The 18,768-nt window shown below is 62.0% G+C and carries 15 protein-coding genes; 7 read left to right on the top strand and 8 right to left on the bottom strand.

The window, feature by feature from the left end; genetic code table 11:
* The first annotated feature begins 112 nt into the window (after window positions 1-112).
* Complete coding sequence (locus HBJ59_RS06835) at window positions 113-970, top strand: aldose 1-epimerase (RefSeq protein WP_167663074.1); 858 nt, start codon at window positions 113-115, stop codon at window positions 968-970.
* 122 nt (window positions 971-1,092) lie between these two features.
* On the opposite strand, the gene HBJ59_RS06830 is transcribed toward HBJ59_RS06835, so the two are convergent.
* The 5 genes from HBJ59_RS06830 to ercA form a co-directional block, all read right to left on the bottom strand.
* On the bottom strand, window positions 1,093-2,238 hold the full coding sequence (locus HBJ59_RS06830) for an HlyD family secretion protein (RefSeq protein ID WP_167663073.1): 1,146 nt from the start codon (window positions 2,236-2,238) through the stop codon (window positions 1,093-1,095).
* Window positions 2,235-3,893: an MFS transporter gene (locus tag HBJ59_RS06825; RefSeq protein WP_076014259.1), complete on the bottom strand. Its 1,659-nt coding sequence runs from the start codon at window positions 3,891-3,893 to the stop codon at window positions 2,235-2,237. The genes HBJ59_RS06830 and HBJ59_RS06825 overlap by 4 nt, the downstream gene beginning before the upstream one ends.
* Window positions 3,894-4,806: 913 nt before the next feature.
* A complete protein-coding gene (locus HBJ59_RS06820; protein WP_167663072.1) occupies window positions 4,807-6,285 on the bottom strand; it encodes a DASS family sodium-coupled anion symporter in 1,479 nt (492 codons plus the stop codon).
* Between the two features lie 79 nt (window positions 6,286-6,364).
* Window positions 6,365-7,735, bottom strand: coding sequence for a hybrid sensor histidine kinase/response regulator (locus HBJ59_RS06815; RefSeq protein ID WP_167663071.1), 1,371 nt, complete (start codon window positions 7,733-7,735; stop codon window positions 6,365-6,367).
* The gene (ercA, locus tag HBJ59_RS06810) at window positions 7,719-8,882 is read right to left on the bottom strand and encodes an alcohol dehydrogenase-like regulatory protein ErcA (RefSeq protein WP_076014262.1); all 1,164 of its coding nucleotides are present in this window, start codon (window positions 8,880-8,882) and stop codon (window positions 7,719-7,721) included. The genes HBJ59_RS06815 and ercA overlap by 17 nt, the downstream gene beginning before the upstream one ends.
* A gap of 237 nt (window positions 8,883-9,119) precedes the next feature.
* On the opposite strand from ercA, the gene HBJ59_RS06805 reads away from it, so the two are divergent.
* Window positions 9,120-9,785, top strand: a complete 666-nt coding sequence (locus HBJ59_RS06805; RefSeq protein ID WP_076014263.1) for a response regulator transcription factor — start codon at window positions 9,120-9,122, stop codon at window positions 9,783-9,785.
* A 38-nt stretch (window positions 9,786-9,823) separates the two neighbouring features.
* Here the strand turns inward: HBJ59_RS06805 and HBJ59_RS06800 are convergent, their stop codons facing one another.
* On the bottom strand, window positions 9,824-10,639 hold the full coding sequence (locus tag HBJ59_RS06800; RefSeq protein WP_076014264.1) for a sulfite exporter TauE/SafE family protein: 816 nt from the start codon (window positions 10,637-10,639) through the stop codon (window positions 9,824-9,826).
* A 9-nt stretch (window positions 10,640-10,648) separates the two neighbouring features.
* On the bottom strand, window positions 10,649-11,893 hold the full coding sequence (locus HBJ59_RS06795) for an FAD/NAD(P)-binding oxidoreductase (RefSeq protein WP_076014265.1): 1,245 nt from the start codon (window positions 11,891-11,893) through the stop codon (window positions 10,649-10,651).
* 179 nt (window positions 11,894-12,072) lie between these two features.
* Between HBJ59_RS06795 and HBJ59_RS06790 the strand changes: the two genes are divergently transcribed.
* Window positions 12,073-12,936 (top strand): MBL fold metallo-hydrolase, encoded by an 864-nt coding sequence (locus HBJ59_RS06790; protein WP_167663070.1) that lies wholly within the window; start codon window positions 12,073-12,075, stop codon window positions 12,934-12,936.
* 122 nt (window positions 12,937-13,058) lie between these two features.
* Here HBJ59_RS06790 and bkdR read toward each other — a convergent pair whose 3' ends face one another.
* On the bottom strand, window positions 13,059-13,544 hold the full coding sequence (gene bkdR / locus HBJ59_RS06785) for a Bkd operon transcriptional regulator BkdR (RefSeq protein ID WP_003212855.1): 486 nt from the start codon (window positions 13,542-13,544) through the stop codon (window positions 13,059-13,061).
* 195 nt (window positions 13,545-13,739) lie between these two features.
* Between bkdR and HBJ59_RS06780 the strand changes: the two genes are divergently transcribed.
* The 4 genes from HBJ59_RS06780 to lpdA are packed head-to-tail and all read left to right on the top strand — an operon-like array spanning window position 13,740 to window position 18,702.
* Window positions 13,740-14,975, top strand: a complete 1,236-nt coding sequence (locus HBJ59_RS06780; protein ID WP_167663069.1) for a 3-methyl-2-oxobutanoate dehydrogenase (2-methylpropanoyl-transferring) subunit alpha — start codon at window positions 13,740-13,742, stop codon at window positions 14,973-14,975.
* A gap of 1 nt (window position 14,976) precedes the next feature.
* Window positions 14,977-16,035, top strand: a complete 1,059-nt coding sequence (locus tag HBJ59_RS06775) for an alpha-ketoacid dehydrogenase subunit beta (protein WP_003212859.1) — start codon at window positions 14,977-14,979, stop codon at window positions 16,033-16,035.
* Window positions 16,036-17,319, top strand: coding sequence for a dihydrolipoamide acetyltransferase family protein (locus HBJ59_RS06770; protein ID WP_076014268.1), 1,284 nt, complete (start codon window positions 16,036-16,038; stop codon window positions 17,317-17,319). It abuts the gene before it with no gap.
* A gap of 3 nt (window positions 17,320-17,322) precedes the next feature.
* Entirely contained in the window at window positions 17,323-18,702 is a 1,380-nt protein-coding gene (gene lpdA / locus HBJ59_RS06765; protein ID WP_167663068.1) for a dihydrolipoyl dehydrogenase, read from the top strand.
* The last annotated feature ends 66 nt before the right edge of the window (window positions 18,703-18,768 follow it).

The following is an 18,768-nucleotide window of genomic DNA, read 5'->3' as shown; positions in this document are numbered from 1 at the left end:
CTCTGCGTGGGAACGCCGCCATGGACGCTCTGCGTCCGCTCTTAAAACCGTGACGCAGAGCGTCACAGGATGAATTCCCACGCAGAGCGTGGGAACGATCAAGGGTGCGCTGATGCTTGAACTCGAAGACAACCTCACCCACCTGACGCTCTCGCCAGCGTTGGGTGGCAGCCTCGTCAACTGGACCGTGCGCAGCAGCGGCCAGCCCTTGCTGCGCCACACCGATCAACAGGCGTTGGCCGGCGGCCTACCGGGCAAGCTGGGGTGTTTCCCACTGGCGCCCTGGTCGAACCGGATTGCCGAGGGTGGCTTCGATAACCCGTCTGGGTGGTTGGCACTCGAACCCAACAGCCCGCTTGACCCGCTGCCGATTCATGGCAGCGCCTGGCAGCAGGCGTGGCACGTGGTCAGCCAGTCGGTGGATGAGGTGGTGCTGCAACTGGACTGCAGCACACCCTTTGCGTATCGCGCCGAGCAGCGGGTTCAGTTGAAAGACGGCAGGTTGAGCATCACGTTGCGCGTCACCCATCTGGCGGAAAAAGCGGCGTGGCATGGGCTGGGATTGCATCCGTATCTGCCGCGCAGGCCCGGCACACAGTTGCAGGCCAAGGCTGGGCAGGTGTGGATGAGTGATGCATCGAAATTACCTACGGGGCTGGCTGCCGTACCCGTCGAGTGGGATTTCCAGCAGCTCAAATCGTTGCCCGAGACGCTGGTGGATAACGGTTTTTGCCAATGGGACGGGCGCTGCGTCATCCAGCAGCCAGACCTGGGTTACACCCTGGAATGCCAGGCCAGCGGCAGCGACTACTTCCTGCTGTATTGCCCGCCGGGGCTGGATTTTTTCTGCTTCGAGCCGGTGAGCCATCCGGTGAATGCCCATCACCTGCCGGGCAGGCCGGGGCTAAAGCTGCTAGAGCAAAGCGAATCAGCCGAACTCGGCTTCAGCCTGCAATACAACCCCCTCTAGCAACACAAAACCAATGTGGGAGCGGGCTTGCTCGCGAATGCGCTGGATCAGTCAACACATCTGCGACTGACACTCCGCATTCGCGAGCAAGCCCGCTCCCACATTTTGATCTCCATTGTGGCTTAGGGCGGGGTGTTTTTGAGGCGCCCCGCCGTGTCGATACTCACCACCACCGACAACCCCGGCCGCAGCCGCTCACTCTGCTCCTGCCCCGGGTCGACGGTGATCCGCACCGGCACCCGCTGGGCGATCTTCACAAAGTTGCCGGTGGCGTTATCCGCCTGCAACAGGCTGAACTCCGAGCCGGTCGCTGGTGAAATACGCTGCACCGTGCCGTTAAACTTGCGATGGTCCAGGGCATCCACGGTAAAGGTCACTGGCTGGCCGACCTGCACGTTGTCCATCTGGGTTTCTTTCATGTTGGCAATCACCCACAGCTGGTTCGGCACCAGCGCCATCAACTGCGCGCCGCTGTTGACGTAGGCCCCAAGGCGCACGCCTATCTGCCCCAGTTGCCCGTCACGCGGGGCGATGATGCGGGTGTTCGACAGGTCGATACGTGCCAGCTCCACCGCCGCATCGGCATTGGCCACCGCCGCCTCCAGCGAACCGCGATTAACGATCACCGTCTGCAAATCCTGCCGGGCGATTTCCAGGCTGGCTTGAGCCTGGGCCACGGCAGCGATGGTTTGCGCATTGGCCGCACGGGTCACGTCCAGCTCACGCTTGGACACCGAACCGTCGCTGATCAACGCTTCGTTGCGGCGCAGGTCAGCGGTACTCTTGCGCGCCTGGGCCTGGCTGTCGGCCAAGGCAGCCTGACGCAGCTTGATGGTCGCCTCGGCGCTGTTGCGTTGCTGCACCACATTGGCCAGGGACGCCTGCTGCACCGCCAGTTGCGCCAGGGCTTGGTCGAGGCGCTGCTTGTAGATGCGGTCATCGAGGCGCACCAGCAAATCCCCGGCCTTGACGTACTGGAAGTCCGTCACCGGCACTTCATACACGTAGCCGCTGAGCTGTGGCCCGATGATCGTCACCTGGCCACGCACCAGGGCGTTCTCGGTGGTTTCCACGGCGCTGCTGAAGGGCGGCAACTGCCAGGCGTAGAGCACGATCAGCACGCCGGTAATCGCAATTGCGGCAAAGCCCATGGAGGAGATGATGCGCACCCGCAAGGAGCGCGGCTCGGTAGCCTGCATGCTCGGCGGTGCGGTGCCTTCCGGCGTGGAAGCGATGGCGTTGGTGGTGGTCGTCGTCGGTTCGGTCATGAAGAAAGTGCGCCGCTGGGTTGAACGGGAGGCGCTGCACTGGCGGCAGCTTTAGTGGTACTTATCAGCCAGAGGCTGCGGATAAAAATCCAGATCATGGTGAGTATGGCGATGATCGCGATCAGCATGAACACATCGTTATAGGCCATCACATTCGCCTCACGGGTGGCCGCGGTGGCCAGGCTGCGAATGCCCATCAGGTTACGCAACTCGGGGTCGGCAATCACCCCGCCATAGGCCGAACCGCCACTGGCCACCCGCGCCGCCACACGCGGGTCGAGCAAGGTCAGGTGTTCGACGATCATGCTCGAATGGAATTTCTCCCGCACGATCTGGAACGTGCCCAGCAATGCCGCGCCAATCAGCCCGCCGAGGTTCTGGCAGATCCCGAACAGCACCGAGAAACTCACCAGGTTCCTGGGGTTGGTCAGCACGTTTTTCGTGCCTAAAACCATGGTCGGCCCAAGAAAGAACGTGCCGCCAAAGCCTAGCAGGAACTGGCTGACGTACATGTTTTGCGGGCGCGTGAGGTTGCTGGAGAAACTGTCCATCACTGAACCCGTGGCCATGAAGGCCAGGGAGATGATCAAGGGCATCAGCAAATGCGAGGGGTTGATGGTCAGCGCGCTGGTGGCCAGGCCGGCAATCGCCCCCGCCAGCATCACCCAATACAGCGTGCGCATCTGTTCGTTGCTCATGTTCAGCATTTGCATGAAGCCGACGGCGCCGGTGGACTGCTCCGAAAGCACCATGCGAATCAGGACCACCGCCAGCGCCAGGCGAATCATCACCCCGCTGCCCAGCCAGCGGGTCATCAGCAACGGGTTGGAGCGGTTATGTTCGATGGCCAGGCCGGCCATGATCAGCACCAGTGAGCAGGCCGACGCCACGCCGATCCACGGCGCTTCTAGCCACCAGTCGATACGGCCCAGGGACAGTACCGCGCAGAGCAAGGCGACGCCGGTGGCGAGGATGGCGAAAGTGAGGAAGTCGAGTTTTTCGAAGGTCTTGAAGCGGTCGCCCGGGGGCAACTTGAGCAGGAATACGCAGCCCAGGCAGGTCAGCGCCATGCCCAGTTCGAACAGGTACAGGCCACGCCATTCGGCGATTTGCAGCAGGTCTTCGGAAAACAATCGGGCCAGGGGTAATGCCAGTTGCGCAGTGCCGAGGCCGAGCACCAGGGCTTTCATCCGCCATTTTGCGGGGAAGGCCTGGATCATGTAGTACAGGCCCAGGGAGCTGAGGGCGGCGCCGACCATGCCGTGGGCGGCGCGTACGGCGATGGCCGAGCTGAGGTCGTTGACGAACAGGTGGCCGAAGGTGACCAGGGCGTAGAGCACCAGGAACACTTCGGTGAATGCACGCAGGCCGAATTGCTGGCGGAATTTTACCAGCAGCAGGTTCATTGAGACGTTGGTCATGACGTAGGCGGCGGGGAGCCAGGCCATCTCGGCCGTCGTCGCGCCCAGGGCGCCCTGGAGGTACACAAGGTTGGCGATCACCAACGAGTTGCCGAGGCCACCGGTGATTGCCACGAGCACGCCGACGAGGGCGTATGCCCAGCGTTTGCGGGTGGAATGCAGCGGCGTCGACGGCGAGCCCGGCAGGCTCGGGCGTTCGTGGGGCTGCCAGGTGTGGGGGGTGTATTTGTCCATTCGGTGGCCTTGATGACCGGCGTTTGGGGCCGGTGGAACGGTTACTCAGGGAGTAGTAAACCTGAGTGGAGTTCAACTTGCCATCTTGGGAGGGGTTTGGGCGGTTGGGGGTGTATATCCATTGCTGCGGTCAGGGCCGCTATTGGTTCCGCTCTTACAGCGGCTCACTTTTGAAAAGCGCAAAAGTAAGCAAAACGCTCTTGCCCCACCACTCGGCACCTCGCTTGGGCTCGGTGTGCCCTCACTCCGGCAGCACGAAGCGGGCCGCCGCGACGGGGCGTCCCTGCCCCGTCGCGGCTAAACCGGCGTCCTGCCGGTTTACCCGCTCCGTACTGCCTGCGTTCGGCCAGCGTGGTTTAACGGGGCGCCTAAGATCAAGATCAAAAGCAGATCAAGGGCACAGCGGCCTACCGGCCGGCTTGAGTGTGGTGAAGCAACAGCAACAGCAAGATCAGAAGCGGGCACGGTCCAAATGTGGGAGCGGGCTTGCTCGCGAAGGTCGTTAACGATGACGTTGGCATCCTGGATGAACGCGGCGGTCTCAGGTTTTTCGCGAGCAAGCTCGCTCCTACAGAAAAGCAGCTTTGCTTTTGCTCTTAACACTCAAGCCGGCCGGGAGGCCGCTGTGCTCTTGCTTTTGATCTTGATCTGACTGCCCCAATAAGCCCGAGGCCGAACGCAGGTATTGCGGAGCGGGTAAACCGGCAGGACGCCGGTTTAGCCGCGCCGGGCCATGGATGGCCCGTCGCGGCGGCCCGCGGAGCAATGCCGGAGTGAGGGAACGCCGAGCCTAGGCGAGGCGCCGACAGGCGGGGCAGAGCGTTTTGGTTACTTTTGCGCTTTTCAAAAGTGACCCGCTGTAAGAGCGGAACCCTAAGCGGCCGTTACCTAAATAACGGATATGCCCCCCACCTCAAACCCACCCCAACCAACTCCAATACGTAGCAGCAAACACCAACATCAACCCATACCCCACCAGCGTCACCAAAATCCCCACCTTGGCAAACTGCCGAGCCGTAAACGTCCCGGTCCCCAAACACACCATATTCTGCGGAGCATTGATGGGCAGGATAAACCCGTAGCTCATCACAAACCCCAGCAACATCGTCATCCCCAGCCGACTGAACTCCCCGGGCAACGTCTGCAACACCGCAATCAAAATCGGCAACAACGCCGAGGTCAACGCCGTGGCACTGGCAAACCCCAAATGAATCACAATCAAAAACGCCCCCAGGATCGCAAACACCCCCAGCGGCCCCACCTGATCCAACCCGGTATGCGCCACCACCTGCGCCCCCAGCCACTGCCCCGCCTGGGTCGTCAGCAACGCCGTACCCAGGCTGATACCCACACCAAACACAATCACCGTGCCCCACGGAATCCGCGACTGCACATCCTTCCAGGTCATCACCCCAATCCCCGGCATCAGCAAAAACACCAACCCGGCGTAGGTCGTCGAAGTCGTATCAAAGCTGTGCAGTCGTCCCTCGGTCGCCCACGCCAGCAGCAGTAATACCGACACCGTCAGCAACCGCTTCTGCGGCCCCGTCATCGGCCCGATATCCACCAGCGACTGCGCCACCGCCTCCTTGCCCCCGGGAATGCTGTCACTTTCCGGCGGCAGCAGCTTCAACACCAAAAACAACAACACCGCCGACATGATCACCGCCCACGGCGCCCCGGCAATCAACCAATCGATCCACGACACCCGCTGCCCCAGCATCTTGTCCATGAAGCCAACCGTCAGCAGGTTCTGCGCCGCCGCCGTCTGAATCCCGACGTTCCAGATGCTCGTGCCCTGAGCCACGACGATCATGATCCCCGCTGCGATATTGGAGCGCTTGTCCACGCCGAACGCCGCAATCACCCCCATCATGATCGGCACCACACACGCGCTGCGCGCCGTCGCGCTGGGCACCACCAGGCTGAGGAGGATGGTCACGGCAATTGCCCCGACGAGAATCCCCCGGGTGCTGGTACCCACGCGGGTCAGGGTGACCAACGCAATGCGCCGGTCCAGTCCGGTATGGGTCATGGCTGCCGCGATAAACAACGCACCCGCCACCAACGCCAATGCCGGGTTGGAAAACCCCGTCAACGCCATGCTGATCGCCGGGCTGGAGCCGATCAGGTGCGTGGGGTCTTGCAGCGACGGCGCCGTGCCGAGCAAAAACGCCATCAACGACGTGATCATGATCGCGCTGGCCTCATAGGAGACCGCTTCGGTGATCCACACCACCACCGCAAACGCGAGGATCGCCAGCATCCGGTGCCCGGCCACCGGCAAATCGGCCGGCAGCGGCAACAGCAGCACGCCGACCATCACCAGCACGCCGGCCACCAGGCCCAGGGGCAACTTGAATGAAGCAGCAGTTGTTGCGGGGGCACTCATGGGGTTCTCCGTCGGCCTTTAAATCAGGCCCGCAGCATGAGGCAAAGCGTCACGCCCGGTGTTGACGGGTATCAAGTGGCTAGGCCAATAACTGAGTCAACACCGCCCGCAACTTGCCGGGCTTGACCGGTTTGTTCAGCAATGGCACGTCCAGCCGCTGCAATGCACGGCGGCATTGGTCGGTGCGGTCGGCGGTGATAATCACTGCCGGAATCCTGCGGCCAAAATGCTCGCGCAACTGGCGCACTACCTCACAGCCCACCACGCCATGGTCCAGGTGATAGTCCGCGAGAATCAGCTCCGGTGCCCTGCCCTGCAACGCAACCAGCGCGCCGGCCTGATCGGTAGCAGTGACCACCTCGCAGCCCCACTGCCCAAGCAGCGCGCTCATGCTGTCGAGGATGCTGACTTCGTTATCCAGCACCAGCAGGCGCCTCCCCGGCAGCGGGTTGCCGGTGCTCGGTTGCGCGGCCACCACACTGATGGGCAGCGGCATGTCCTCACTGATGGGGACTTCAATGCTGAACATCGAACCGCGCCCCGGCCACGAACGCACCGCCACCGGATAACCGAGGACCTCGGCGATGCGCTCGACAATCGCCAACCCCAGTCCCACGCCTTTGCGGTCGGCGGCGCGCCCCACGTCCAGTTGATTGAACTCCAGGAAGATGGAGTGCAGACGGTCCGCCGCAATTCCGCGCCCGGTGTCCCACACCTCCAGGCGCAACCGCTCACCCCGGCGGCGGGCGCCCAGCAGAATGCAGCCGGCGCTGGTGTAGCGGCAGGCGTTGCTGAGAAAGTTGCGCAGGATCCGCGTCACCAGCCGCAGATCGGTGTTGATTGCGTAATGGCCTGTACGCGCCCGCAGGTTCAGCCCGGACGCCGCGGCCACCGACTGGAATTCCGAGACCAGCGGTGCGAACAGTTCGTCGAGACGGTACAGGGCAATGTCCGGCTTGACCGCCGCTTGATCGAGTCGGGAAATGTCCAGCAAGTCGGTGAGCAAATCCTCGGCGCCTTCCAAGGCCTGGTGGGTGCGCTCCACCAACACGTGTTCGACGCTGGGCAAGTTGCGCTCGCGCAGGGTGGAGATCAGCAAGCGCGCGGCGTTGAGGGGTTGCAGCAGGTCATGACTGGCGGCGGCAAGGTATTTGTCCTTGCTGCGGTTGGCGGCCTGTGCGGCATCCCGGGCATCGCGCAGGTCCTGCTCGATCTTCTCGCGCTGGGCGATTTGCTGTTGCAGGTTGCGGTTGGCTTCCAGCAACTCGTCGGTACGCGCCGCGACCCGCTGTTCCAATTCGTCGTTGAGGCGGATGTAGCGTTTGCGCTCGGCCTCCAGCTCATCGAGGCGCGCGGTCAGTTCGGGGTAATGGCTCTTGCGCGCCGATTGGTTGCCCAGCCCCAGCAGCCCCGCGAGTGCCCGTTGCTGATCGTCAGAGAGCTTCGCCATAGACGACCTCGACGTCACGCTGGCTGGATTCGCGCGGGTTGGTGAGGATGCACGGGTCGTGCATGGCGTGCTGCGACAGAAATGGAATGTCCGCCACTCGAATCCCATGCAGGCCGAGGGTTTCATGGAAGCCGATCGCGTGCTTCAAGGCGATCAGATGGTCCACCAGCCGGCCGCAGATTTGCCGGTGGTTGAGGCCCCGGCAATCAATGCCGAAGGTCTCGGCAATCACCTTGAAACGCTCCGGTGCTGCGCTGTAGTTGAACGCCACCACATGTTCCACCAGCACTGCGTTGCACAGGCCATGGGGCAGGTCGAGAAAGCCACCAAGGCTGTGGGACATGGCATGCACCGCGCCGAGGATCGCATTGGAAAACGCCAGCCCGGCCTGCATGCTGCCCAGCATGATTTTCTCCCGCAGGGCGATGTCGCCGGGGTTGGCGATCATCTGTACCAGATTGCCATTGATCAGACGCATGGCTTCCAGCGCGTGGGGATCCGTCAGCGGGCCGTGGCCAGTGGACACGAAGGCCTCGATGGCATGCACCAGCGCATCGATGCCGGTACAGGCCGAGAGAAACGGGTCCATGCTCGCCGTGGTTTCCGGGTCGATCAGCGATACATCGGGCACCACCGCCTTGCTGACGATGGAGAACTTCATGCGCTCCTGCTGGTTGGAAATGATCACGAACTGCGAGACATCCGCCGAGGAGCCGGCGGTGGTCGGGATCAGGATCAGCGGCGGGCTCGGCACGCGGATGGTGTCGACGCCTTCGAACTCGAGGATGCTGCAGCCATGGGCGACCACGATGCCGATGGCCTTGCCGCAGTCCATCGGGCTGCCGCCACCGACGGCGACGATCACGTCGCAATGGTTTTCACGGTAGACCTCCGCGCCGAGCATCACCTCTTCAACCCGGGGGTTGGGCGAGACGGCGGTGTACAGGCAGTAGTCGATGCCGATGGCTTGCAGGCTGGCCTCGACATCGGCCACCCAGCCGACAACCACCACGCCGGGATCGCTCACCACCAGCACCTTGCGCGCGCCAAAGGTCTTGGCGTAGTTGCCGACGTTGTGCCGGCAGCCAGCGCCAAAGATGATTTCAGGGGAAACGAATTTACGCAGCAGACTCAGGTTCGGGCTCATTGGTAAGCCTGTTTTTATTATTCTGGAAGATGCACTCCACACTAACCCATCCGGCACTGAATGCAATCAGACCAATGGGTAGCGCTGAAACCGCGACGCACGGCACGATCTACTACTTTGGTACTGATTCCCCTCTCTATCGTCGCATTCCCAAGGCATCGAGACTGGCATGTAATGGGCGCATGCCCCTATGGATGGGACCTGCTTAAATAAGCAAAAATAATAAGGTGAACGGCCATGTACAAAATTCTGATTGCCGACGATCACCCACTGTTTCGCGAAGCGATCCACAACGTCATCAGCGACGGGTTCCCGGGCAGCGAAGTGATGGAAACCGGCGACCTGGACAGCGCCCTGGCCCTGAGCCAGGAGCACGATGACCTGGATCTGATCCTGCTGGACCTGAACATGCCCGGCATGCACGGCCTCAATGGCCTGATCAACCTGCGCAACGAGTCGCCGACGATTCCGGTGGTGATCGTGTCTGCCGAGCAGGACAAGCAGGTCGTGCTGCAAGCCATCACCTATGGCGCGGTGGGGTTTATCACGAAGTCCTCGCCCAGGCTGCAGATGACCGAGGCGATCCAACAGATTCTCAACGGCAATGTGTATTTGCCGCCGGAGATTATTCGCAGCCAGAAAATCGGCGGGCAACGGCGCATGAATGATTGCCTGGGGCTTGCGCCGGAACTGCTGCAGGCCCTGACCCGCAAGCAATTGCTGGTGCTGGAGCGGATGACCAAGGGCGACTCGAACAAGCAAATTGCCTATAGCCTGGAGATTGCCGAGACCACGGTGAAGGCCCATGTCTCGGCGATCCTGCGCAAGTTGAATGTGCACAATCGGGTGCAGGCGATTCTCAGTGCCGGGGACATCGACTTCGGCTCCTACCTACGGCGCTGATACCGCAATACCCGTAGGAGCGGGATGTTGAGCGCATTTCAAGGCACCTGAATGAGGGCCCGAAACAGCATGCCCGCCGCCACCAGCACACACAGCGTGGCAAAACCAACCTGCAAGGTGCGCGCCTTGATCACCGAGCACAGGCGCCGCCCCGCCAACATGCCGACAATGCTCGACCCGATAAACACCCAGCCCATCGGCTCGATCCTGACCCCGGCATGAAACGCGCCGATCACGCCGATCAACGAGATCAGGCTGATCACCATCAGCGAGGTGGCGACGATGCCGCGCATCTGCACATCGGTCAGTTGCTTGAACGCCGGTACGATCAGGAAGCCACCGCCCACACCGAGCAAGCCCGAGACCGCACCGGTCACCGCGCCCAGGGCCGCCAGGGTGGCGGTGCATTTGGCGGTCCAGGAAAAGCGTCCGGTCTGTTGATCGAGCATGCAATTCTTCTGGCCCCAGGATGCGGTGCCGTGGTCGCTCGGCCCGGCTTCAAGCTTCTCGCGTTGCAGCATGCGCCAGGCCACCAGCACCATCAGCGCGCTGAACAGGCCCATCAGGACCTTCTCCGGCATCTGATGGGCGAAGAACACCCCAAGCGGCGAAAACAGCGCGCCGAGCAGCGCAATCAGCAGCGCCGCGCGGTAACGCACCAGGCCATGGCGCAAGCCATCGATAGCCCCCACGGCGGCGGCGGCCCCCACCGCGAACAACGACACGGGCGCGGCCTGGGTCATGGTCAAACCCAGCCCCAACACCAGCGCCGGGACGCCAAGGATGCCGCCTCCGGCACCGGTCAAGCCCATGACCAACCCCATCAACACGCCAAAAAAACTTGCCAGCAGCATAGGGTTGCCTCAATCCACCTTGGCCAGTCGGGTCAGCCACTCGCGGCCCTTGAGCATGCCGTTCCAGTAGAACCACGGCAGGAAACTCGCCTTGAGGAACCATGCCGAACGCCGTGCCACGGTCGGGTCAAGGGGAAAGGTCGGCAGCAGCTTGCCGCCGTAGCCGAACTCGGCCAGTACCACCTTGCCCTTCTCCACCGTCAGCGGGCAGGAACCGTAGCCGTCGTACTTGAGCGGCATCGGTGCCTGTTTGCGCAGGGCCAGCAGGTTTTCCGCCACCACCACGATTTGCTTGCGCACCGCCGCGGCGGTCTTGGCGTTGGTGGTGGAGCACACATCGCCCAGGCCGAAGATATGCGGGTAGCGCAAGTGTTGAAGGCTCTGGGGGTTCACTTCGCACCAGCCGGCGGCATCGGCCAGGGGGCTTTGGCGGATGAAGTCCGGAGAAACTTGCGGCGGGACGACGTGCAGCAGGTCGAAGGTTTTCTCTTCGACGCGCACATTGCCTTCGGCGTCCTTGATCTCGAACCAGGCCTTGCGCGCCGGGCCGTCGACCTTGACCAGGTTGGAGTTGAACGCCAGTTGCGCCGAGTACTTTTCAACGTACTTCATCAGCGGCGGCACGAAGGTCGGTACACCAAACAAGGCAGCGCCGGCCAGGTTGAATTCGACCTTGATGTTTTTCAGGTCACCCTGCCTGAGCCAGTGATCGCACGACAGGTACATGGCTTTTTGCGGGGCGCCGGCGCATTTGATCGGCATGGCCGGCTGGGTGAACAGCGCCGTGCCATGCTTGAGTTGCTGCACCAGTTGCCAGGTGTAGGCGGCGTGTTCGTAGCTGTAGTTGGACGTTACGCCATGCTGGCCAAGGGTCTCTGGCAAGCCTTCGATTTTTTCCCAGGCCAGGCGCAGGCCCGGGCAGACAATCAGGTTTTTCCAGCTGACGCGCTGGTCGCTGTCGAGCACCAAGGTTTGCTCGTCGGGCAGTAATTCGCTGACCGCCGCCTGGATCCAGGTGACGCCGTTGGGCAGCACGTCGGCCATGGGGCGCACGGTCTTGGTAACGTCATAGGCGCCGCCGCCCACCAAGGTCCAGGCCGGTTGGTAGTAGTGGTGGTCGCTGGGTTCGATCAGGATGATGTTCAGGTGCGGGTCGCGCTTGAGCAGGCTGGCCAACAGGCCGATGCCCGCCGAGCCGCCACCGATGACAACGATATCGCCACTGATGGTAGGTCCCCAGTGTTGGTCGTTCATGGTCTATGGCCTTTTTTAGTTAATGCACGCAAGGGTCGTTGCCGTATGGCATCACGCCCTAGCTGTTTGCCACCACGATGCCATCCTTTGCCTCGGGTCCTTTAATTCACTTAAGCTCACAAGGTTATGTGGAAACCTAACTGAATGTAAGTCGCCATTAGCTATCTGGGAAACCCGTCATGTCAGCGTTGATTCAATCCTTTCTGGACGAGGCGTCGTCGACCTACACCTACGTCGTCTATGAAACGGACGGTGGCCAATGCGCCATCGTTGATTCGGTGCTCAACTACGACCCGGCCTCCGGACGCACCGGTACCGGCCAGGCGGACAAGGTGGTCGCGTTTGTGCGCGAGCATCGCTTGCAGGTGCAGTGGTTGCTGGAAACCCATGCCCATGCGGATCACTTGTCGGCGGCGCCGTATCTGCGTCGGCAGCTGGGGGGCAAGATCGCGATTGGGGAGTCCATCAGCAAGGTACAGGGGGTGTTCAAGAACCTGTTCAACCTGGAACCGGAGTTTCGGGTAGATGGGTCGCAGTTCGACCACCTGTTTGCGCCGGATGAGGTGTTTCACATCGGTAATCTGAAGGCCCAGGCGCTACATGTACCGGGGCATACGCCGGCGGATATGGCTTACCTGATTGATGACCAGTTGATTCTGGTGGGCGACACGCTGTTCATGCCGGATGTGGGGACGGCGCGCTGCGATTTCCCCGGTGGGGATGCGCGTCAGCTGTATGCGTCGATGCGCAAGTTGTTGGCGTTCCCACCGCAGACCCGCCTGTATGTTTGCCATGACTACCCGCCTGAAGGGCGCGCCGCCAAGTGCCTGACCACGGTGGCTGAGCAGCGGGCGGGAAATATTCATGTGCATGACGGGGTGGATGAGGCGGCGTTTGTCGAGATGCGCACCACTCGGGATGCCGGGTTGGGCATGCCTACATTGTTGCTGCCGGCGATTCAGGTGAATGTGCGGGCCGGGGTGATGCCGCCGGCGGAGGAGAATGGGGTGGTGTATCTGAAGATTCCGCTCAACCAACTGTGAAACGCATTACAAAATGTGGGAGCGGGCTTGCTCGCGAATGCGGAGTGTCAGTCACCGAAGATATAGACTGATACACCGCATTCGCGAGCAAGCCCGCTCCCACATTTGTTTTGTGTCGCTCATTAACCGAGGTTGATGCCATTCGCCGGTAGTGGCAGTGCGGTTTTGTAGCGCACTTGCTTGAGGGCAAAGCTGGAGCGGATGTTGGCGACACCCGGGACTTTGGTCAAAAAGTCCATCATGAAGCGCTCCAAAGACTGGATGGTCGGCACCAGCACCCGAATCAAATAGTCGGGATCGCCGGCCATCAGGTAGCACTCCATCACTTCGGGACGATCCGAAATCGCCCCTTCAAATTGCTGCAACGCCAGTTCGTTCTGTTTTTCCAGGCTGACGTGGATGAACACATTGACGTGCAGCCCCAGCAGGTCGGCGTCCAGCAGTGTCACTTGGTCGCGAATAAGCCCCAGCTCTTCCATGGCCTTGACCCGGTTGAAACACGGGGTGGGCGACAGGTTGACCGAGCGGGCCAGGTCGGCGTTGGTGATGCGGGCGTTCTCCTGAAGGGCGTTCAGAATGCCGATATCGATACGGTCCAGTTTGCGCATGAGACAAAACCACCTGTTTATTATGTTTATGCAGTTTTTTTATCCCCAAATGATCTCCAACGCAATGAAACAGAGATAAATATTCTCCTGCCCCGAGCCTATGATTGTTGTAGGACAAGATTTCTTCTACCCGAAGACGGACTGTCAGCTACCGCGCCCACTACAAGAAATTCACAAGATAGAGCGTAGAAAGCCATGACTCAGCAGTATGAACCACTGCGCCTGCACGTCCCCGAACCCTCGGGCCGCCCAGGCTGCAAGACCGACTTTACCTACCTGCGCCTGACTGACGCAGGCACGGTGCGCAAACCCCCAATTGACGTAGAACCCGCCGACACCGCCGACCTGGCCAAAGGCCTGATTCGCGTGCTCGACGATCAGGGCCAGGCCCTCGGCCCGTGGGCTGAAGGCGTGCCGGTCGAGATTCTGCGCAAGGGCATGCGCGCCATGCTCAAGACGCGGATCTTCGACAACCGCATGGTGGTCGCCCAGCGTCAGAAAAAGATGTCGTTCTACATGCAAAGCCTCGGCGAAGAAGCCATCGGCAGCGCCCAGGCCCTGGCGTTGAACATCGACGACATGTGCTTCCCCACCTACCGCCAGCAAAGCATCCTGATGGCCCGCGAAGTGCCGCTGGTAGACCTGATCTGCCAACTGCTGTCCAACGAGCGCGACCCGCTCAAGGGCCGCCAGTTGCCGATCATGTACTCGGTAAAAGACTTCGGCTTCTTCACGATTTCCGGCAACCTCGCCACCCAATTCGTACAGGGTGTGGGCTGGGGCATGGCCTCGGCGATCAAGGGCGATACCAAGATTGCCTCGGCCTGGATCGGCGACGGCGCCACCGCTGAATCCGACTTCCACACCGCCCTCACCTTCGCCCACGTGTACCGGGCGCCGGTGATCCTTAACGTAGTGAATAACCAGTGGGCGATCTCCACCTTCCAGGCCATCGCCGGCGGTGAAGCCACGACCTTTGCCGGACGCGGCGTAGGTTGCGGCATCGCCTCCCTGCGGGTGGACGGCAACGATTTTGTCGCGGTGTACGCCGCCTCCGCCTGGGCCGCCGAACGCGCCCGTCGCAACCTGGGACCAACCCTGATCGAGTGGGTAACCTACCGCGCCGGCCCGCACTCCACTTCAGACGACCCGTCCAAATACCGTCCCGCCGACGACTGGAGCCACTTCCCGCTGGGCGACCCGATTGCCCGCCTCAAGCAGCACCTGATCCGCATCAACCAGTGGTCCGAAGAGGAACACGCGGCGGTCAGTGCCGAACTTGAAGCCGAAGTGATCAAGGCCCAGAAAGAAGCCGAACAGTACGGCACCCTGGCCGGTGGCCAGATTCCAAGCGCCGCGACCATGTTCGAAGACGTCTATAAAGAGATGCCGGAGCACTTGAAGCGCCAGCGTCAAGAGTTGGGGGTCTGACATGAACGATCACAACAACAATATCGAGCTGGAAACCGCCATGACCACCACGACCATGACCATGATCCAGGCCTTGCGCTCGGCCATGGATGTGATGCTTGAGCGAGACGACAATGTGGTGGTGTTCGGCCAGGACGTCGGTTACTTCGGCGGCGTGTTCCGTTGCACCGAAGGCTTGCAGAACAAATACGGCACCTCGCGGGTGTTTGACGCGCCGATCTCCGAAAGCGGGATCGTCGGCGTGGCCGTCGGCATGGGCGCCTATGGCCTGCGGCCGGTGGCCGAGATTCAGTTCGCCGACTACGTGTACCCCGCCACCGACCAGATCATTTCCGAAGCGGCCCGCCTGCGTTACCGTTCGGCCGGCCAGTTCACTGCACCGCTGACCATGCGCATGCCCTGCGGCGGCGGCATCTACGGCGGCCAGACCCACAGCCAGAGTATTGAAGCGGTGTTCACCCAGGTCTGCGGCCTGCGCACGGTGATGCCATCCAACCCGTACGACGCCAAGGGCTTGCTGATCGCGTCCATCGAAAACGATGACCCGGTGATCTTCCTCGAACCCAAGCGCCTGTATAACGGCCCGTTCGACGGCCACCACGACCGCCCGGTAACCCCGTGGTCGAAGCATCCGCAAGCGCAAGTACCGGACGGTTACTACACCGTGCCGCTGGACGTGGCCGCCATCGCCCGCCCGGGCAAGGACGTGACCATCCTCACCTACGGCACCACGGTGTATGTGTCGCAAGTCGCCGCCGAAGAAACCGGCATCGATGCTGAAGTCATCGACTTGCGCAGCCTGTGGCCGCTGGACCTGGAAACCATCGTCAATTCCGTGAAGAAAACCCGCCGCTGCGTGATCGTCCACGAAGCCACCCGTACCTGCGGGTTCGGCGCCGAGCTGGTGGCGCTGGTGCAGGAGCATTGCTTCCACTACCTGGAAGCGCCAATCGAGCGCGTCACCGGTTGGGACACCCCCTACCCGCACGCGCAAGAGTGGGCGTATTTCCCTGGCCCGACCCGAGTGGGCGCGGCTTTGCATCGGGTTATGGAGGTCTGAATGGGCACGCACGTTATCAAGATGCCGGACATTGGCGAAGGCATCGCAGAAGTTGAATTGTCGGTATGGCACGTGAAGGTCGGTGACCTGGTGGTAGAAGACCAGGTGCTGGCGGATGTGATGACCGACAAGGCCATGGTGGACATTCCTTCGCCGGTGCACGGCAAGGTGATTTCCCTCGGCGGCGAGCCGGGCGAAGTCATGGCAGTGGGCAGTATTTTGATCAGTATCGAAGTGGAAGGCGCAGGCAATACCAGGGAGTCGGCGTTGTCGGCGGTGGTTGAAGAGGTCGCGCCTGCACCGGCTCCTTCACCGAAAGTCGAAGCCAAGGCCGCGCCGGTGGTTGAGCCCAAGCCGGCAGCCAAACCTGCAGTGGCGGCTGCGCAAGCGCCCGTCGCCCGCGAGGCCGATGACCGCCCGCTGGCCTCCCCGGCCGTGCGCAAACATGCGCTGGATGCTGGCATCCAGCTACGACTGGTCCAGGGCTCCGGCCCGGCCGGCCGGATTCTGCATGAAGATCTGGACGCTTACTTGCTCCAGGGTCCGGCGAAAAATACCGGTGCCTCCAACCCGTACGCCGAACGCAACGACGAACAGCAAATCCCGGTGATCGGCATGCGCCGCAAGATCGCCCAGCGCATGCAGGACGCCACCCGACGCGCCGCGCATTTCAGCTACGTGGAGGAGATCGACGTCACGGCCCTCGACGAGTTGCGCGTGCACCTCAACGAGAAACACGGCGCCACCCGCGGCAAGCTGACCCTGCTGCCGTTCCTGGTGCGGGCCATGGTCGTCGCATTGCGCGACTACCCGCAGATCAACGCGCGTTATGACGACGAAGCCCAGGTCATCACCCGCCTCGGCGCGGTGCATGTGGGCGTCGCCACCCAGAGCGATGTCGGCCTGATGGTGCCGGTGGTGCGTCACGCCGAAGCCCGCAACCTGTGGGGCACGGCGGAAGAAATCAATCGGTTGGCGAATGCTGCGCGCAATGGCAAGGCCAGTCGCGATGAGCTGTCGGGTTCGAGCATTACCCTGACCAGCCTGGGCGCATTGGGCGGGATCGTCAGCACCCCGGTGCTGAACCTGCCGGAAGTGGCCATCGTCGGAGTCAACCGGATTGTCGAGCGGCCGATGGTGATCAAGGGCCAGATTGTAATCCGCAAGATGATGAACCTCTCCAGTTCCTTCGATCACCGGGTGGTCGATGGCATGGACGCGGCGCAATTCATCCAGGCCATCCGTGGCCTGCTCGAACAACCCGCCAGCTTGTTCCTGGAGTAACCCATGTCTCAAACATTGCACACCACGCTGCTGATTATCGGCGGCGGGCCTGGCGGTTACGTGGCAGCGATTCGCGCCGGCCAACTGGGCATCCCGACGATCCTGGTGGAAGGTCAATCGTTGGGCGGCACCTGCCTGAATATCGGCTGCATTCCGTCCAAGGCACTGATCCATGTCGCCGAACAGTTCCAGCAAACCGTGCACCACAGCCAGGGTTCGCCGCTGGGCATCGAAGTCGATGTGCCGACCCTGGACATCGGCAAAAGCGTGGAATGGAAAGACGGCATCGTTGACCGCCTGACCACCGGCGTTGCCGCGCTACTGAAAAAGCACAAGGTCCAGGTCATTCATGGCTGGGCCAAGGTCGTGGACGGCAAGACCGTCGACGTCGGCGACCAGCGCATTCAGTGTGAACACCTGCTGCTGGCCACCGGCTCGAAAAGTGTCAACCTGCCGATGCTGCCGATTGGCGGGCCGATCATCTCCTCCACCGAGGCCCTGGCGCCGAAACGCATCCCTAAACGCTTGATCGTGGTGGGCGGTGGTTACATCGGCCTGGAGTTGGGGATTGCCTATCGCAAGCTCGGCGCCGACGTCAGCGTGGTTGAGGCACAGGACCGGATCCTGCCGGCCTACGACGCCGAACTGACCCAGCCGGTGGCCGAATCCCTCAAGCAGTTGGGGGTGAAGGTGTTCCTGAAACACAGCGTCACCGGTTTTGAAAACAACACCCTGCAAGTGCGTGACCCCAGCGGCGAGACGCTGTCGCTGGAAACCGACCAGGTGCTGGTTGCCGTTGGTCGCAAACCCAACACCCAGGGCTGGAACCTCGAAGCCTTGAACCTGGACATGAACGGCTCGGCGATCAAGATCGACAGCCGCTGCCAGACCAGCATGCGCAACGTGTGGGCCATCGGTGACCTCAGCGGTGAGCCAATGCTCGCCCACCGCGCCATGGCCCAGGGCGAAATGGTTGCCGAACTGATCAGCGGTAAATCCCGCGAATTCAACCCGGCTGCGATCCCGGCGGTGTGCTTCACCGACCCGGAACTGGTGGTAGTCGGCAAGACCCCGGACGAGGCCAAGGCCGCAAGCCTGGACTGCATCGTCTCGAGCTTCCCGTTCGCCGCGAATGGCCGGGCGATGACCCTGGAGTCGAAAACCGGCTTCGTGCGGGTAGTGGCGCGGCGCGACAATCACCTGATCGTCGGTTGGCAAGCGGTCGGTGTGGGCGTCTCGGAATTGTCCACCGCCTTCGGCTTGAGCCTGGAAATGGGATCACGCCTGGAAGACGTGGCGGGCACCATCCACGCCCACCCAACCCTCGGCGAAGCGGTGCAGGAAGCAGCGCTGCGGGCCCTGGGGCACGCATTGCACATGTAACGGGCGATCACACCCAACTCCCAACTGTAGGAGCGAGCTTGCTCGCGAAAAAACCGGAGAATACCG

It is taken from the genome of Pseudomonas sp. AN3A02 (assembly GCF_011765255.1).
Lineage (GTDB): Bacteria > Pseudomonadota > Gammaproteobacteria > Pseudomonadales > Pseudomonadaceae > Aquipseudomonas.
Note: the sequence above shows the minus strand (reverse complement) of the source record. Positions and strands in the feature narration are given on the sequence as shown.

Excerpts from the sequence above, each read along its gene's own strand:
- HBJ59_RS06825 (WP_076014259.1), bottom strand. The coding sequence starts at position 3,893 with ATGGACAAATACACCCCCCACACCTGGCAGCCCCACGAACGCCCGAGC.
- HBJ59_RS06790 (WP_167663070.1), top strand. The coding sequence starts at position 12,073 with ATGTCAGCGTTGATTCAATCCTTTCTGGACGAGGCGTCGTCGACCTAC.
- HBJ59_RS06835 (WP_167663074.1), top strand. The coding sequence starts at position 113 with ATGCTTGAACTCGAAGACAACCTCACCCACCTGACGCTCTCGCCAGCG.
- HBJ59_RS06775 (WP_003212859.1), top strand. The coding sequence starts at position 14,977 with ATGAACGATCACAACAACAATATCGAGCTGGAAACCGCCATGACCACC.
- HBJ59_RS06820 (WP_167663072.1), bottom strand. The coding sequence starts at position 6,285 with ATGAGTGCCCCCGCAACAACTGCTGCTTCATTCAAGTTGCCCCTGGGC.
- lpdA (WP_167663068.1), top strand. The coding sequence starts at position 17,323 with ATGTCTCAAACATTGCACACCACGCTGCTGATTATCGGCGGCGGGCCT.
- HBJ59_RS06830 (WP_167663073.1), bottom strand. The coding sequence starts at position 2,238 with ATGACCGAACCGACGACGACCACCACCAACGCCATCGCTTCCACGCCG.
- HBJ59_RS06770 (WP_076014268.1), top strand. The coding sequence starts at position 16,036 with ATGGGCACGCACGTTATCAAGATGCCGGACATTGGCGAAGGCATCGCA.
- HBJ59_RS06815 (WP_167663071.1), bottom strand. The coding sequence starts at position 7,735 with ATGGCGAAGCTCTCTGACGATCAGCAACGGGCACTCGCGGGGCTGCTG.
- ercA (WP_076014262.1), bottom strand. The coding sequence starts at position 8,882 with ATGAGCCCGAACCTGAGTCTGCTGCGTAAATTCGTTTCCCCTGAAATC.
- HBJ59_RS06800 (WP_076014264.1), bottom strand. The coding sequence starts at position 10,639 with ATGCTGCTGGCAAGTTTTTTTGGCGTGTTGATGGGGTTGGTCATGGGC.
- HBJ59_RS06805 (WP_076014263.1), top strand. The coding sequence starts at position 9,120 with ATGTACAAAATTCTGATTGCCGACGATCACCCACTGTTTCGCGAAGCG.
- HBJ59_RS06780 (WP_167663069.1), top strand. The coding sequence starts at position 13,740 with ATGACTCAGCAGTATGAACCACTGCGCCTGCACGTCCCCGAACCCTCG.
- HBJ59_RS06795 (WP_076014265.1), bottom strand. The coding sequence starts at position 11,893 with ATGAACGACCAACACTGGGGACCTACCATCAGTGGCGATATCGTTGTC.
- bkdR (WP_003212855.1), bottom strand. The coding sequence starts at position 13,544 with ATGCGCAAACTGGACCGTATCGATATCGGCATTCTGAACGCCCTTCAG.